Source organism: Ruminococcus sp. N15.MGS-57, assembly GCF_000980385.1.
Taxonomy (GTDB): Bacteria; Bacillota; Clostridia; order Oscillospirales; family Ruminococcaceae; genus Hominimerdicola; species Hominimerdicola aceti.
On sequence record NZ_LARF01000042.1, the window covers coordinates 1 to 15,879 of the forward strand.

Here is a 15,879-nt window from a genome sequence, read left to right on the forward strand (position 1 = left end):
TTTAGAGTTACACCATTTTATTATTTCATGTGTCTACTCTAAGGGGATTATATCAAACGAGTACCGCCAGTTATCCTATTCTTTTTCCTTTTTGATCTTGAAAATAAGCCTCATTAAACCCGATATGACCTTTGGACTTTTTACAACTACAACTTTCATAAGTATTACCTCCCGAATAGTTATAGTTTATATTATTCAAAAATCAAAAATCGGTTACCATTTTTGACTGTACTGACAGCAGATAGCCACTTTTGAATGATATCTCAGCGTATTTTCTATCCTGCCCATCAAAGCCTTTCACCACGTTTGATATGCCAAGTGGGAAAGCATTGGTCAGCAGACAGTCCTCTACCTCATATTTCGCACCCTTTATGGTCAGACCCTCTACCTTATCGGTATATGCCACCAGTGAGAACGAAAAGCCCTCACGGTCATATATCCTGTAACTGCCTGCACAATAAAGCCGAATTATCTCCCTATCTGCGGCTATCATTCCCTCACCGCCACAAGATAAAATATATCCCAGAGATTGGATATTTCCAAGTAAGTGGTCTACTCGTCCACCTGTTGCACCGAATATGAGAAAATCATCACAACCCGACTCAAAGCCCTCCTTTATGGCAAGCATAAGGTCGGTATCGTCCTTTTCTGAGGGGAAGATCTCGATATTATCAAAAACAGGTTTTTCAGCGGAATCAAAGTCGCCCATAATAATGTCCGACTTTACGCCCACTGCCTGTGCAAGCTTATAGCCCTTGTCAGCGGATATCACAAGAGAATCGTCAATAAAAGGCTTATATTCTGCCACACACTGAGCCGACACCGCTTCACCGCCTGAAAAGATAGTGCATTTCTTAGTCATTTTTGTATTCCCACTCCTTAAGCTGCTTTGCCTGCTCGTACATTTCTACATAACTTTCATGCCTTGACTTTGCGATCTCGCCATTTTTTACCGCCTCTATGACCGCACAGCCCTTTTCCTTTGTGTGGCTGCAATCAGGAAATCTGCACTTGCCCTCGTATTTCTGAAACTCAGGAAAACAACCTGCAAGCTTGTCCTTGAAAATAATATCATATCTGTTGGTATCAAATGACGAAAAGCCAGGGGTATCGGCAATATAGCCACCGCCCTCCAGCTTGTAAAGCTCTACATGGCGTGTGGTGTGCTTTCCTCTGCCAAGCTTTTTGCTTATCTCGTTGGTGGCAAGCCCCAATGCAGGGAACATATTATTGAGCAGTGACGATTTGCCAACGCCCGTGTTTCCTGTAAATGCCGACAGCTTGCCCTCCAGCACAGCCTTAACAGCTTCACTGCCCTCGCCGGTGGTATTGTCTACCTGAAAGGTCTTTATCCCTGCACCCTTGTATATGTCCACAAGCTCATCACAGCTTTCCTTGTCTATCTTTGTAAAGACTACCACAGGCTCTATTTTTTTGAAGACAGCTATTGCAATAAACTTATCAAGCAACAGCAGATTAGGTCTTGGTTCGCAGGTAGACGAAACGAACACAAGCATATCAAGATTTGCAAGAGGCGGTCTTATAAGCAATGAGCGTCTTTCCTCTATCTTCTCGATAACTCCGCTTCCGTCGTCCTCCAATGAAAATTCAACTCTGTCGCCACCTACAGGAGAAATGTTCTTTCTTCTGAATACTCCTCTTGCCTTACATTCATAAATGCCGTCGGAGGCTTCTACATAGTAGATGCCTCCGATAGCTTTAACGATTATTCCATTCATGAACTACTGACCCTGCTCGTCTGGCTCCTGAGGCTCCGGTGCAGGTGCTTCAGTAGTGGTAGTTGTAGTAGTTGTTGTGGTCGTAGTTGTAGTAGTTGTGGTCGTTGTCGGAGTAATGTCGATCAGACCGCTTTCATTCAGGCTTCCGCTAAGAGTAGCTGTCTGCTTATCATAATCTATGTCATATACTGCATAACGGCACTTCTGCTGATTTTCGTCATTTGTGATGAAGATAGTCAGAGTTTCTGTCTTCTTGCCCTTTACAGTTACATTTACAGAACCGCCTGCAACAGATTCTCCACTACCGATCTTCTGTGTATATGCAACGTTGCCGTTATTGTAGATGTCTATAGAATATGAGCCGTGGATACCACTTGGGAGTGGCAGTGAGAATGTTACCTCAACAGGTGAAGTTTCTCCGGTCGAAACGTAAATAGTAACCGTTGTGTCACGCTCAACATATGTGCCTTCATCTGTATCCTGCTCGATGACCTTGCCCTTATCGCCCTCATGCTCGATCTCCTTGACCTCAGCCTTGAGCTTGTTCTCCTTGAGCATTGCAACTGCCTTTTCTTCTGTAAGACCTACAACGCTTGGTACTTTGACTCTTGTTTCAACAGGACCCTTACTTACAAACAAAGCAACAGTCGCACCTACGGCATACTGCTCGCCTGCTGCCGGCTGTGTTTTAACAACAAGACCTGAAGCTATATCCTCAGACCATATATCTCTCTTAACGACCATAAATCCTGCAGCCTTAAGCTCGCTTTCAGCCACAGTGCCGTCTTTCTTCACCATGTCAGGGATAGTTGCCATTTTTTTGCCCTTACTTACAGTAAGTGTAACCGTGAAGCCTTCCTTAACAGACTTTCCTGCTGCCTGACCCTGGAATGTGATTATTCCCTCATCATACTGGTCATTATACTCTTCGGTAATATCAAATTTAAGCTTATCCTTATAATCCTGCTCAACCTGAACGATATTCTTGCCCACAAAGTTTGGCAGTGTAACTGTGCCTGTGTGCATACCGTTTGAACCGCTGAATGACTTGAATACAACTCCTACGATAACGAACGCTGCAATGATAACTACTGCAACTGTAACAGCAAGGAGTATTGGAACAACGTAAGAACGCTTCTTTTCTTCCTCTTCTTCCTCGTCATCGTTTTCTTCGTCATCGTCCTCATATTCTTCATCGTCGTCATAGTTCTCACTATGCTCATCGTCAAAATATTTGTTATTGTTATCAGCCACAGGGATAGGAACAGGGCTGTTCTTATATCCGAAAACAACAGATGGATTGAGCTTGAATGTGTCTATATCCTTTATCATCTCTGCTGCTGACTGATAACGTCTTGCAGGATCTCTCTCCATAGCGTGCATAACTATTTCTTCAAGAGCCTCTGGGATAGAAGGCATGATCTCTCTTGGCGGAACCGGATCCTCCTGCATATGCTTGAGAGCGATAGCCACAGGATTTTCACCGTCAAAAGGCTTTCTGCCTGTGAGCATCTCATAGAGCATAACGCCTACAGAGTATATGTCAGATCTTTCATCTGTCATATCGCCCCTTGCCTGCTCAGGTGAGATATAGTGAACTGAACCGATAGTCTTGTCAGAAAGTGTCTTTCCGTCAATCCTTGAAAATCTTGCGATACCAAAGTCCATGACCTTGATAGTTCCGTCAGGGAAAAGCATTATGTTCTGTGGTTTGATATCTCTGTGAACGATACCCTTATCATGAGCGTGCTGCAAAGCACGGAGTATCTGAGTTACAAAGTGCAAAGCGTCTTTCCACCTAAGCACGCCCTGCTGCTCGATAAACTCTTTAAGGGTGATGCCGTCGATATACTCCATAACGATAAACTGTATCTCGTCAGAAAATCCCACGTCATATATCTTTACGATATTAGGGTGAGAAAGTACAGCGATAGCCTTGCTCTCGTTTCTGAAGCGTCTGAGAAATTCCTCGTTCTGTGAAAACTCAGGCTTAAGTATCTTTACCGCAACAGTACGGTTTTCCATAACGTCAACTGCCTTATAAACGTCAGCCATTCCGCCCACGCCGATAAGCTCGGTTATCTCATATCTGCCGTCTAGCTTTTTGCCGATATTAGAATCCATTTAATTCAACTCCTATATTATTCATGTTTTATTGTCATTCCATTAATTTGCTATTACCGCAGCAGTAATATTATCTTTACCGCCGCATTCGTTTGCGAAAGCAATAAGCTGTTTTATAGCCTCGTCAAGATTATTGCCAAACACAGTTTCATATATCATATTGTCTGTGCAATAATTGGTCAGACCGTCAGAGCAAAGCAGCACCGCAAAATTATCATTTTCTTCAAGCTCGAAATAATCGACCTCAACATCTGATTCAACGCCCACAGCCTTTGTGATAACGTTTCTCATATGATGATTTTTCGCTTCTTCTTTGGTTATCTGACCCGACCTATAAAGCATTTCCACATAAGTATGGTCAGTGGTTATCTGAGCTATACCGTCCTTGGTAAGAAGATATCCACGGCTGTCGCCCACGCTCACCATATAGACGGTCTTGTCCACCACCAATGCCGCAACGCAGGTAGTACCCATGCCGTTTTTGTCAATATCCTCCTTGCTCTTGCCATACACGATCGTATTCGCATAATGCACTGAAGTGAGCATAAGATTTCTTATGGAATTTGGTTTCATATCTTTTCGGAAATTTTCCTTGATACGTTTTACTACTGCGTCAATGGCAAGCTGACTGGCAACTCCGCCTGATGACGCTCCGCCCATACCGTCACAGACCACCGCAACGGCAACATTGTCAGCAAGAAATTCAGCATGCACTCTGTCCTGATTTTCACTGCGTTTTTTTCCGATGTCTGTATCAGACGCTATAAACAAGCGATTCACCACCTTTTATCAGATCTCATATTCTCGTCTTAGCTGACCGCAGGCAGCGTCTATATCCGCACCCAAGGTCCGCCTCACAGTAGCGTTTATCCCAAGCTTCTCCAGATATCCTCTGAATCTGTTGGCTGACTTTCTGTCAGAATGATAATTACGCTCCTTTATCTTATTAACAGGGATTATATTCACATGACAGACAAATCCGCCAAGAAGCTCCGCAAGCTCCCTTGCGTCCTCCATAGAATCGTTATGCCCGTCTATCAAAGCATATTCAAAAGAAATTCTCCTGCCTGTTACCTTAAAATAGTATCGGCAGGCGGCAAGAAGCTCGTTGATATCATACCTGTCATTAACAGGCATTATCTCGCTCCTGCTCTTATTATTGGAAGCGTGCAAAGAGATAGACAATGTTATGCCAAGCTTTTTCTCTGCAAGCTCATATATCCTCGGCACAATGCCGCAGGTAGACACTGAAACGTGCCTTAGCGACATATTAAAGCCCTTTGGACAGGACAGCACTTCAAGGAAATTCACCACATTATCAAAGTTATCCATAGGCTCGCCTATTCCCATAAGCACCACGCCTGATATCTTTCTTCCGCTGTCACGCTCAGAAGCGTATATCTGTCCCAGAATCTCCGAGGAAGTCAGATCACGCTTGAAGCCTGCAATAGTTGACGCACAAAAACGACAGCCCATTTTGCAACCCACCTGAGTTGACACGCAAATGGTGTTTCCGTAATTGTATTCCATTATTACGGATTCCACATGATTTCCGTCCTCAAGCTCATATAGATATTTTACAGTATTATCGGTATGAGATTCAAGCTTTTTTGACACAAATAGTGATTTTAAACAAAATTTTTCATTGAGCAGATTCCTTAATTGTACAGATAGATTAGTCATTTCATCAAAACTTGACACTCGTTTTACATGAAGCCAGTCAAATATCTGCCCTGCACGGAACTTCTTTTCTCCAAGCTTTAGTATCTCAGCTTCCAGCTCGTCAGACAGAAGCCCCAATATATCTATTTTTCCATTATCATCAAATGCTACCAAAAGATCACCTCAGCCTGATAAACTTAGCAATAAAAAATCCGTCTGAATTATATTTTGCAGGTGTGATAGACATTCTGCAAAGACCGCTGTCGCTGCCGAAAGCCTCGCCTAGCTGTACAGGATCAAAATCAGGGTGTTCAGCCAAAAATCTGTCTGCCACCTCATCATTTTCCGCCCTTGACAGCGTGCAGGTGGAATACACCAGCGTTCCGCCGACTTTTACATACTCCGCTGACGTTTTCAGTATATCATACTGTATTTCAGGAAGTCTGTCGAAATCTGAGGGTTCTTTATACTTTATCTCAGGTTTTCTTCTTATTACGCCAAGTCCGGAACAAGGTGCGTCGCAAAGCACTTTGTCAGCCTTTGGCATTTTCTCGTCATAGACCTTTGCGTTGTTGACACCTGCGCTTATGCAGTCAAGCCCAAGCCTTTTCGCCCCGCTTTCAATAAGCCCTGCACGATTTCTATGCAGATCAAAAGCAAGCACTCTGCCTTTGTTGTTCATACGCTCGGCAATTGTAAAGGTCTTTCCACCAGGTGCGGCACAAAGGTCAAGAACTGTATCGTTCTCCTTAGGATCAAGAGCCGCACAGCAAAGCTGGCTCGAAAGATCCTGAACGTGTATCCTGCCCTCTTTGTACGCCTTAGTATGCTCCACCGCCCCTGCACCGCATATCCTTATGCAATCAGGCAGTACGGACAGCCTTTCAAAGGTAATGCCCTCCTCAGCGAGCATATCCAGTGTGCTTTCAAGAGAATGAAAGACCGTGTTCACTCTTGCGGTGACAGGTGCCTGTCCCACAGAGGTTTTCAGCATTTCAAGGCAGATGTCCTTGCCATATTCCCTTGTCCACTTCTCCGTCAGCCATACAGGTGCGGAGTATTCTATAGAAAGCTCCTCCGTGGCATTTCTGCCCTTTGGAAGCTTTTTGTCGTTTCTTATAAACTCCCTTAGCATTGCGTTCACAAAGCCGCTTGCCGCAGGATTTCTGTTTTTCTTTGCAAGCTTCACAGACTCGTCCACAGCCGCATTGTCAGGAACGGAGTCCATATATAAAAGCTGATAAATACCCATTCTCAGTATAACTCTGACCTCAGTACCAAGCTTATTCTTAGGGTTGCGTGAATATTCCCGAATAATGTTATCAAGAGTTATCTGTCTTTCCAAAACGCCGTAGAAAAGTGCTGCGGCGAATTTCTTGTCCTGAGGTGAAAGGTCTGACCTTTCAAGACCCTCGTCAAGAAGTATATTTGAATATGAGCCGCTGTTTTCAAGCCTTGTAAGCAGCCTTAAAACCGTTTTTCTGGCGTTTCCCATAGTTCCTCCGAATTATCCCAGCACAGTGCCGTTCTCGATATGTCTGCCTCTGAGAAAATCAGCGGTATCCATTCTCTTTGAGCCCTCAGCCTGCACCTGAGTAAATCTTATGACTCCGTCTGAGCAGGCAACGGAAAAGTCGCTGTTATCCACCACAGTGCCCGCAGGCTTTCCGCAAGGCTTTGTGGAAGCTATCTCAGATCTATATACTTTCAGCCTTTTGCCCTCAAGCACTGTAGTAGCGCATGGCCAATCAGACAGACCGCATATCTGTTTGTGTATCTTTCTCACTGGCTTTGTGAAATCTATAGGGCAAAGCTCCTTTGAGAGCATTGGTGCATAAGTCGCAAGGCTCTCGTCCTGCTTAACAGGGGTTATCTCGCCCTTATCGAGCTTTTCAAGGGTATCAACAAGCACCTCTGCACCCATTTCGGCAAGTCTTTCAAAAAGCTCAGCGGCTGTTTCGTTCTCGCCAATAGGAGTAGCCTTTTCCACAAGGATATCTCCCGTATCCATGCCCTCGCCCATAAGCATCGTTGTAATTCCAGTTTCAGCTTCGTCATTAAGCACAGCCCACTGTATCGGACCTGCTCCACGATATTTAGGAAGCAGCGAGCCATGGACGTTCACACAGCCAAGCCTTGGTATATCAAGCACCGACTTAGGGAGCATTTTGCCATAAGCCGCCACCACGATACAATCAGGGGCAAGGTCATTGATAATTTTAACATACTCCTCGCCGTCTTTTTTCAGACTCTGAGGCTGATAAACAGTTGTGTCATGCTCCTGCGCAAGCACCTTTACAGGGGGCGGAGTAAGCTTATAGCCTCTGCCCTTTGGCTTATCAGGCTGAGTGAAAACAGCCTGCACCTCATATCCGCTGTCATAAAGCTTTTTCAGCGTTGGTACGGCAAAATCAGGCGTACCCATGAAGATTATTTTCATTAGTCCTCGACCTCTACAAATTCTTCAACTATCTCAGTAAACAGATGACCCTCAAGGTGTGCAAGCTCATGGCAAACGCACTGTGCAAACAGCTCTGATACTTCCATTTCGTACCACTTGCCGTGTCTGTCCTGCGCCTTGAACTTAACTCTCATAGGTCTTGTAACATAGCCCCACTCGTTCGGGCATGAAAGACAGCCCTCCAGAACTCTCTGCTTTTCCTCGCTCTGCCATGTTATCTCAGGGTTGATAAGCTCGTAAACCTTATCGTCGATTATTATAACGACCACTCTTCTCAGTTTTGCCACCTGTGGACCTGCAAGACCAACGCCGTTGGCATTTTTTAGGGTTTCTGTCATATCGTCAAGAAGCTGACCAAGCTTGTCGTCAAATTCTATAACAGGCTTGCAGACCTTGTGAAGAATCTCGTCGCTCTTATTAAGTATTTTTCTGAGTGCCATTTATTTAACTATCCTTTCTTAAAGCCCGATATCACCGTTTATGTCGGCATAGATACGAACTGTCTGATAATCTTTATTTTTATAGAACTCGCCCAGAACGTGCTTTATCATCTCCCGAAAATCCGCAGTATTGCGTGTTTTCAGGATAAGTCTGTATCTGTAGCGATTATTTATCATTTCAAATGTGCATGGTGCAGGGCCTAACGCTCTGAGTGGGAAATTCACCCTATGCTGTGAGATATACTCTTTTATAAGCTGAGTCACCCAGCGTGAAGCGCCTATTATCTTGCTTTCAAGGGGCGCTGAAAAGCCTATGACGCATATATCACAAAAAGGCGGATATGTCAGCGACTTTCTCAGTGCTATCTCCTCTTTATAAAACTCATCATAATTTTGTTCTGCCGCAAGGTTCAGCACATAATGGTCAGGCACAAAGGTCTGAATGTATGCGACCCCTGGTTTATCTCCTCTGCCGCTTCTTCCTGCCACCTGAGTGAGCAGTGAGAATGTTCTCTCATAGCTGCGAAAATCCCCTGTGAACAGTGCCTTGTCAAGGGATATGACACCCACCATTGTGACGTTCGGGAAATTTAGTCCCTTTGCTATCATTTGAGTGCCGAGCATTATATCATACTCGCCTTTCTCAAACGCCTTGAAATTCTCCTCATAGGAATATCTCGAAGAAGTGGTGTCAGCGTCCATTCGCAGAAGCCTTGCCTGCGGAAAAAGCCTTTCAAGCTCGTCCTCCACACGCTGAGTTCCCACACCGCTTGATTTGAGCCGCTGTGAGCCGCACTGTGGACAGTGCTCTATATTATCCATGGTATATCCGCAGTAGTGGCACATATACCGATCATTTTTCTTGTGATAGGTCAGGGGTATATTGCAGTTTGGGCAAGCCACAGGCTGACGGCAGTCCATGCAAGTGATATACGTTGTATAGCCACGCCTGTTTAAAAGCAGGATAGCCTGCTCTTTTTTCGCAAGCACTTCTGTGAGCTTATCACACATAACACGGCTGAGCAAGCTGTCATTACCCTCTGCCGCTTCCTCCTGCATATCGACTATCTCAACTGCCGGCAGGGGCGACTTTGAATATCTGTTTTTAAGCTCAAACAAGTGATATCTGCCCTTTTTCGCATAATAAAAGCTCTCCAAAGACGGCGTTGCAGACGCCATCAACAGCACGCAGTTATTATATCCGCACCGCTGTATGGCAACATCTCGTGCATGGTATCTAGGCGTTGAGTCCGACTTATATGACGGCTCGCCCTCCTCGTCCATGATGATTATTCCCACGTTGGTGACAGGAGCAAATATTGCACTTCTTGTGCCTATAACTATTCTTGCTTCCCCACGCATTACACGTTTGAACTCGTCAGTACGCTGTCCCAATGACAATGACGAGTGCATAACGGCTATCTTATCACCGAAAAGTGACTTGAATTTGCCGAGCATTTGTGGTGTAAGGGATATTTCAGGCACGAGCATGACCGCTGTTTTACCCATATCCATAACGCTTTTTATAAGCTTTATGAACACAGAGGTCTTGCCGCTTCCCGTAACACCGTAAAGCAACGCACCTGCGGGCTTTTCGGCTTTTATAAGCCCCATTATGCCCTCATATGCCGCTGATTGTTCATCATTTAATATGATATCGTCAGGATCCTGCCTTTCGCCAAGCTCGCCTATGGCGTCACGCATGACCTCATATTTATACTGCACGATAACTTTCTTGTCAGCAAGCCTTTTTAATATGCTTGAAGTGCAGTTGGTCATATAGCAGACCTCTTTCACAGAGGCACAGCCACCCTCCTCAAGAAGCTTCACCACAAGGGTCTGCTTCGGGGTAAGAGTGGTCTGTATCTCCCCTGACACATACTCGTCAGAAAGCCTTACCATGCTGACATTCTCATCACCGACTTTTCTTTTCAAAGCGTCGCTGATCTCAACGTAGCCCTTATCCACAAGAGAGTCGACAGTTTTCTTCTTTCGTGCGTCATTATGCACGTCAAGAAAGCTGTCTATCTCCCTCTGACTTTTTGCACATCGGAGAAAGTCCACCACATTTTTCTCATCTTCATTTAAAGTATCCTCGTCAATGTAGGTATTGACAAGGCTGTAATGCTGTGAAAAAGTGTAAGAAAAGCCTGTAGGCACAACGGATTTATAAGCGTCATAATAGGTGCAGAAAGTGTTTTCTTTCAGCCACATTATTATCCTCATCATTTCCTCGGTAACAAGGCTTTCCCCGTCCACCACTGAAATAATAGGCTTCAGCTTATCGTTATACTCGGCTTCCGTATACGTTCTCGCAACAAACCCTACGGCTTTGCGGTTTCCTCTGCCAAAAGGCACAAGCACACGCACTCCGCTTTTCACTTTCTGAGCCAGCTCCTCCGGCACACTATAGCTATACAGTGCGTCAAAGCTGTATGATGCACGGCTTATTGCAACCTTTGCCACGATAAAAACTCCACGCACAGCCGTACACCTCCCCATAAAAAGCCTCGATTATTTTCTGAGGCTTGGATCCTCGATTATTTTGTATTCGCCATTATAAAGCTCGTCAACTGCTGTCTTTACTGGCTTTTCATCAAGCACCAGCTTGTTGTCAAAAGCATCGCTCGTGATCTCTCTTGCTCTCTTTGCAACTGCAATAACTAGAGAATAATAGCTTTCATTGTTCTTCAAAATCTGGCTTACGGCCGGTCTAAGCATCATAATTAAGCACCTCGTCAATTAATTTCTTTGTATCATCATTTTCTGATCTGAATTTATCCGCCTTGCCGTCCTCGGCTTTCACGGAGTTCATAACTGCAACAAAATCTTCCACAGCGTCCTCTAGTCCGTCGTTCATTATCACATAATCATAACCGCCGGCTTTGCCGATCTCACCGGCAGCCTGACTTACACGGTCAGCAATAACATCATCAGACTCAGTTCCACGCTTTCTAAGCCGTCTGTCTATCTCCTTAACAGATGGTGGAAGTATAAACATCAGCACAGCTTCAGGAAAGGCTTTCTTCACCTGAAACGCACCGTTAGTTTCAATTTCAAGTATAACATCTCTGCCCTGCTCAAGATTAGCGAGAACAGGCTTCTTTGGCGTTCCGTAATAATGACCAACATAGCCTGCGTGTTCAAGAAATTCACCGCTGTCTATCATTTTCTTAAAGCTGTCATCGCTTATAAAATGATAATGAACGCCGTCCTTTTCGCCCTCTCTGGGCTTTCTTGTAGTGCAGGATATAGAATAGAACACATCTCTGTTTTTAAAGACCTCTGCAAGTATAGTTCCCTTGCCACAGCCTGAGGGAGCTGATATAACAAACAGCTTTGCATTGTTCTTATACATTGTCATCGTCCTCCTCGTCAACAGCGGCACGTCCGCCTACAGTTTCAGGTGCAACTGCCGACAGCACCACATGGTCGCTGTCCATAATAAGCACCGCTCTTGTTCTTCTGCCGTAGGTGGCGTCTATAAGAGTACCCTTATCCTTAGCTTCCTGAATGATACGCTTTATAGGCGCAGACTCAGGGGAAACTATGGCAATGACCCTTGCGGGGGACACCATATTTCCAAAACCGATATTAATAAGCTGCATATCTCACACCGCCGTTATTCGATATTCTGTATCTGCTCTCTGATCTTTTCGATCTCAGCCTTAAGATCCACCACCATTTTTGTGATAGTGAGATCGTTAGCCTTTGAGCCGATAGTATTCACCTCACGGTTAAGCTCCTGCACAAGGAAGTCAAGCTTTCTTCCCACAGGCTCGTCCGACTTGATAAGCCCTCTGAACTGTGAGATATGGCTTCTGAGCCTTACTGTTTCCTCGTCTATTGCCACCTTATCGGCGAAAATAGCCACTTCTGTAAGTATCCTCTGCTCGTCTATGTCCTTATCGCCGAGAGTTTCCTTTATCTTTGCATAAAGTCTTTCTCTGTAGCTTTCAGTAACGCTAGGTGACTGATCTTCTATCTTGCCCACAGTTTCCTCGATATAATCAAGTCTGCCGCTGATATCGTCATACATCTTGACGCCTTCAGTTTCACGCATCTGAACAAATCTGTCCAACGCCACCTGAGCCACGTCCTTGACCTCGTTCCAGATAACTTCCTCATCATCTGTTTTCTTCACAACTGTGAACACATCAGGAAGCTTCATGATATGTGACAGTGTGATATCGTCATCAAGGTCAAGCTCGTCAGCCGCACCTCTCAGTGCGTCAAGATAGCCCTTTGCAACAGCCTTGTTAAGCTCTATCTCAGCGTCAGTGCCCTCCTGATTATAGATAGAAACAGACGCCTCTACCTTACCACGGGAAATACCGCTTTTAAGAAAGCCTTTCAGCTTTTCATCAAGATAGCCGTAGGCTCTCGGAGTTCTCGAAGTAAATTCATAATATCTGTGGTTTACAGAGCGTATCTCAACGATTATCTCTCTGCCGTTTGCCACGATATGCTCTCTGCCGAAACCGGTCATGCTTTTTATCATAGCATACCCGTCCTTTCATATAATAATATTTATGTTATCCGCTTGGTACTTAACATAGTACATCAAATTATATTATAACATCAAGCTCCGTAAATAGCAATAGTTTTTCACATTTATTTAAAATTATATTTACTTAAAATTTATATATTCTGAAATATATCCAACAGTGACGATCCGATATAGATATGAGGGTATTTTTCAAAATCCTCTTTAGTGGTAGAGCCAGTTGTTACTCCTGCAAAATCCACCCCTGAATTGAGTGCAGTTTCAGCGTCGATGTAGCTGTCGCCTATATAAAGCACGTCCGATTTATCCGCACCGAAACGCTCTATTATCAGGTCAAGTCCCTGCGGGTCAGGCTTTGCCCTTGTGACGTCCTCACCGCCAACTATGATATCCACAGGCAAAGAGCCTGCCTGCTCATTGAAAGTATTGACTATCCTATAGCGATATTTCGTAGAAACTATGCCGACTTTTACCCCTGCGTTCTGCAAGGTCTGCAAAATTGCGATAGTATCGTCATAAAAATATGTTTTCTTCACCATTACCTCGTCTGCCTTTTTTACATACGCCTTGCGCATATCCTCACGCTGAGGATTGTCGGGCATATCTGTCAGCAGGTCGAAAGCGTCAACAAGGGTCATACCTATGGTGTTGTAGATAGTCCTGTCGTCCTTTGGCGGATAACCAAACTCTTTCAAAACGTGCTTAAAGCACTCCAGAATACCCTCGGAAGAGTCTGCAAGAGTAAGGTCAAAATCGAAAACAAAATATCTGTATTTGCTCATAATAAACTCCTTTTCAAACAGCAAGGGCAACCCTTTGCGGATTGCCCTGTATTTTATTCAACTGTAACTGATTTTGCAAGATTTCTCGGCTTATCAACGTCATTGCCTCTGAGAACTGAGGTATAGTAAGCGATAAGCTGCAAAGGAACCACTGTCAGCATAGGCATAAGCAGATCGTCTATTGTCGGCAGACCGATCTTATAATCTGCCACCTCATCGTCAACGTTGATATATCCGTGAGTAACAAGGACAACGTATGCTCCTCTTGCCTTGACCTCCTTGACGTTGCTTATTGTCTTGTCAAGAAGCTCTCTTTGTGTTGCAACTGCGATAACAGGCATATTGTTTGTTACCAGTGAGATAGTGCCATGCTTAAGCTCGCCTGCGGCATATGACTCAGAGTGGATATATGATATCTCCTTAAGCTTCAGTGAGCCTTCCATAGAAAGCGCATAGTCAAGGCCTCTGCCGATATAAAGAAGATTTTCCTTGTTTACAAGCTGTGAAGCAACATACTGACAATTATCAGGTGTTTTAAGGACAACTTCAAGCATATTAGGAACGTTCTGAAGCTCTGCTGTAAGTCTCATGCACTCCTCTTTTGAGATAGCTCCGTGAGCGTATGCTATAGCAAAGCTCAGTAGATAGAATACAGAAAGCTGAACGATATATGCCTTTGTGGAAGCTACAGATATCTCAGGGCCTGCATGGGTGTAAAGCACCATATCAGACTCTCTTGCGATAGACGAGCCTTTTACGTTTACGATAGAAAGTGTTTCAGCACCCCTCTCCTTAGCCATTCTAAGGGCTGCGAGAGTGTCGGCTGTTTCTCCTGACTGTGAAACAAGAATAACAAGATCTCCCTTTGCAATGATAGGATCTCTGTATCTGAACTCAGAAGCCATATCCACTGTAACAGGTATTCTTCCGATCTTTTCAAGCACATACTTGCCCACAAGACCTGCGTGCATAGCAGTACCGCAGGCAACAACGAAGATGTTGTTATAGCCCTTGAGTCTGTCATATGTAAGACCACACTCTTCAAGGTTTGGCATACCGTCAACTATTCTTGGTGTGATAGTTGTTTTTATGGCTGTTGGCTGTTCGTGAATCTCTTTGAGCATAAAGTGAGCATATCCGCCCTTCTCAGCGGCTTCCATATCAAAGTCAGCAACAAGCATCTCTTTCTCAACTGGCATTCCGTGAACGTCAAAAAACTCCACCTTGCCATCATCAAGGACAGCTATCTCGTTCTCGTCAAGAAGATAGTAATTCTTCGTATATTTCAGTATTGCAGGCACATCAGAAGCTATAAAAGCTTCGTCCTCGCCAACTGCAACGATAAGAGGAGAATCCTTTCTTACTGCATATATTCTTCTTGGAAAATCCTTGAATATGATACCAAGAGCATATGAACCCTCTATCTCAGCAAGAACCTTCTGTATTGTCGCCATAGGGTCTCCATCATAATAATAATCAAGAAGCTTTGCAACTGTTTCTGTATCTGTCTGAGATTCAAAGACATATCCCTTTTTCAGCAGAAAATCCTTGATAGTTCTGTAGTTTTCAATGATACCATTATGAACGATAGAAATATTCGCATTTCCGTGAGGGTGTGAATTTATATCAGACGGCTCGCCGTGTGTAGCCCAACGTGTGTGACCTATACCGCAAGTACCGTTGAGCCAGCCCTCTCTTTTAAGCTTTTCTTCAAGGTCAGCAAGTCTGCCCTTTGTCTTTTTTGTCTTGATAGCATCGTTCTCAAAAACAGCTATTCCTGCTGAGTCATAACCTCTGTATTCAAGCTTTGACAGTGAGTCAAGCAGCACCTTTGTACAATCCTTTTTTCCCACATAGCCAACTATTCCGCACATGTATAAGCAACTCCTTTCATTCTCATTTGTTAAAAATCATTAAATTTCTTATATTTTTCCAAACCATATCCACATAAATATAATATATCATAGCATATTTTGCATGAAAAAGCAATAGCAAATGCAAAAATTAGCGAAAAGTACTTGTAGTGCTACAATAGATATTGGACAAAATTAAGAAAAAAGAAAAGAGAGATAGGCAAAAATCTGATAAAATAAAGTTACCACACAAATACAAATCAGAAAGGAAGCCTATCTCTCATGAATAGTATAACACAAGATATGAAGTT

General features: G+C 44.1%; 16 protein-coding genes. All 16 read right to left on the minus strand.

The window, feature by feature from the left end; all coding sequences use genetic code 11:
• Positions 1-75: 75 nt before the first annotated feature.
• Positions 76-159, minus strand: a complete 84-nt coding sequence (gene spoVM, locus WS40_RS11750; protein WP_353735791.1) for a stage V sporulation protein SpoVM — start codon at positions 157-159, stop codon at positions 76-78.
• Between the two features lie 43 nt (positions 160-202).
• On the minus strand, positions 203-862 hold the full coding sequence (locus WS40_RS08640; RefSeq protein ID WP_046441703.1) for a thiamine diphosphokinase: 660 nt from the start codon (positions 860-862) through the stop codon (positions 203-205).
• Positions 855-1,739 (minus strand): ribosome small subunit-dependent GTPase A, encoded by an 885-nt coding sequence (gene rsgA, locus WS40_RS08645; RefSeq protein ID WP_046441704.1) that lies wholly within the window; start codon positions 1,737-1,739, stop codon positions 855-857. Before rsgA ends, WS40_RS08640 begins: the two co-directional genes overlap by 8 nt.
• 3 nt (positions 1,740-1,742) lie before the next feature.
• Positions 1,743-3,863 (minus strand): Stk1 family PASTA domain-containing Ser/Thr kinase, encoded by a 2,121-nt coding sequence (gene pknB / locus WS40_RS08650; protein ID WP_051706481.1) that lies wholly within the window; start codon positions 3,861-3,863, stop codon positions 1,743-1,745.
• Between the two features lie 42 nt (positions 3,864-3,905).
• Entirely contained in the window at positions 3,906-4,634 is a 729-nt protein-coding gene (locus WS40_RS08655; RefSeq protein ID WP_022287850.1) for a Stp1/IreP family PP2C-type Ser/Thr phosphatase, read from the minus strand.
• 18 nt (positions 4,635-4,652) lie between these two features.
• A complete protein-coding gene (gene rlmN, locus WS40_RS08660; RefSeq protein WP_046441705.1) occupies positions 4,653-5,699 on the minus strand; it encodes a 23S rRNA (adenine(2503)-C(2))-methyltransferase RlmN in 1,047 nt (348 codons plus the stop codon).
• 4 nt (positions 5,700-5,703) lie between these two features.
• Complete coding sequence (gene rsmB, locus WS40_RS08665) at positions 5,704-7,020, minus strand: 16S rRNA (cytosine(967)-C(5))-methyltransferase RsmB (protein WP_046441706.1); 1,317 nt, start codon at positions 7,018-7,020, stop codon at positions 5,704-5,706.
• A gap of 12 nt (positions 7,021-7,032) precedes the next feature.
• A complete protein-coding gene (gene fmt, locus WS40_RS08670) occupies positions 7,033-7,965 on the minus strand; it encodes a methionyl-tRNA formyltransferase (protein ID WP_046441707.1) in 933 nt (310 codons plus the stop codon).
• The gene (def, locus tag WS40_RS08675; protein ID WP_046441708.1) at positions 7,965-8,426 is read right to left on the minus strand and encodes a peptide deformylase; all 462 of its coding nucleotides are present in this window, start codon (positions 8,424-8,426) and stop codon (positions 7,965-7,967) included. The genes fmt and def overlap by 1 nt, the downstream gene beginning before the upstream one ends.
• 18 nt (positions 8,427-8,444) lie before the next feature.
• Positions 8,445-10,910 (minus strand): primosomal protein N', encoded by a 2,466-nt coding sequence (priA, locus tag WS40_RS08680; RefSeq protein WP_325208501.1) that lies wholly within the window; start codon positions 10,908-10,910, stop codon positions 8,445-8,447.
• Between the two features lie 30 nt (positions 10,911-10,940).
• Positions 10,941-11,120, minus strand: coding sequence for a DNA-directed RNA polymerase subunit omega (locus tag WS40_RS08685; protein WP_302414285.1), 180 nt, complete (start codon positions 11,118-11,120; stop codon positions 10,941-10,943).
• A 19-nt stretch (positions 11,121-11,139) separates the two neighbouring features.
• Positions 11,140-11,784, minus strand: a complete 645-nt coding sequence (gene gmk, locus WS40_RS08690) for a guanylate kinase (RefSeq protein WP_022287843.1) — start codon at positions 11,782-11,784, stop codon at positions 11,140-11,142.
• A complete protein-coding gene (gene remA, locus WS40_RS08695; protein WP_046441710.1) occupies positions 11,777-12,034 on the minus strand; it encodes an extracellular matrix/biofilm regulator RemA in 258 nt (85 codons plus the stop codon). Before remA ends, gmk begins: the two co-directional genes overlap by 8 nt.
• Before the next feature lie 14 nt (positions 12,035-12,048).
• On the minus strand, positions 12,049-12,927 hold the full coding sequence (locus WS40_RS08700) for a YicC/YloC family endoribonuclease (RefSeq protein WP_022287841.1): 879 nt from the start codon (positions 12,925-12,927) through the stop codon (positions 12,049-12,051).
• 140 nt (positions 12,928-13,067) lie between these two features.
• Positions 13,068-13,715, minus strand: coding sequence for an HAD family hydrolase (locus WS40_RS08705; protein ID WP_022287840.1), 648 nt, complete (start codon positions 13,713-13,715; stop codon positions 13,068-13,070).
• Positions 13,716-13,768: 53 nt separating this feature from the next.
• Positions 13,769-15,589 (minus strand): glutamine--fructose-6-phosphate transaminase (isomerizing), encoded by a 1,821-nt coding sequence (gene glmS / locus WS40_RS08710; protein WP_046441711.1) that lies wholly within the window; start codon positions 15,587-15,589, stop codon positions 13,769-13,771.
• Positions 15,590-15,879: the final 290 nt, after the last annotated feature.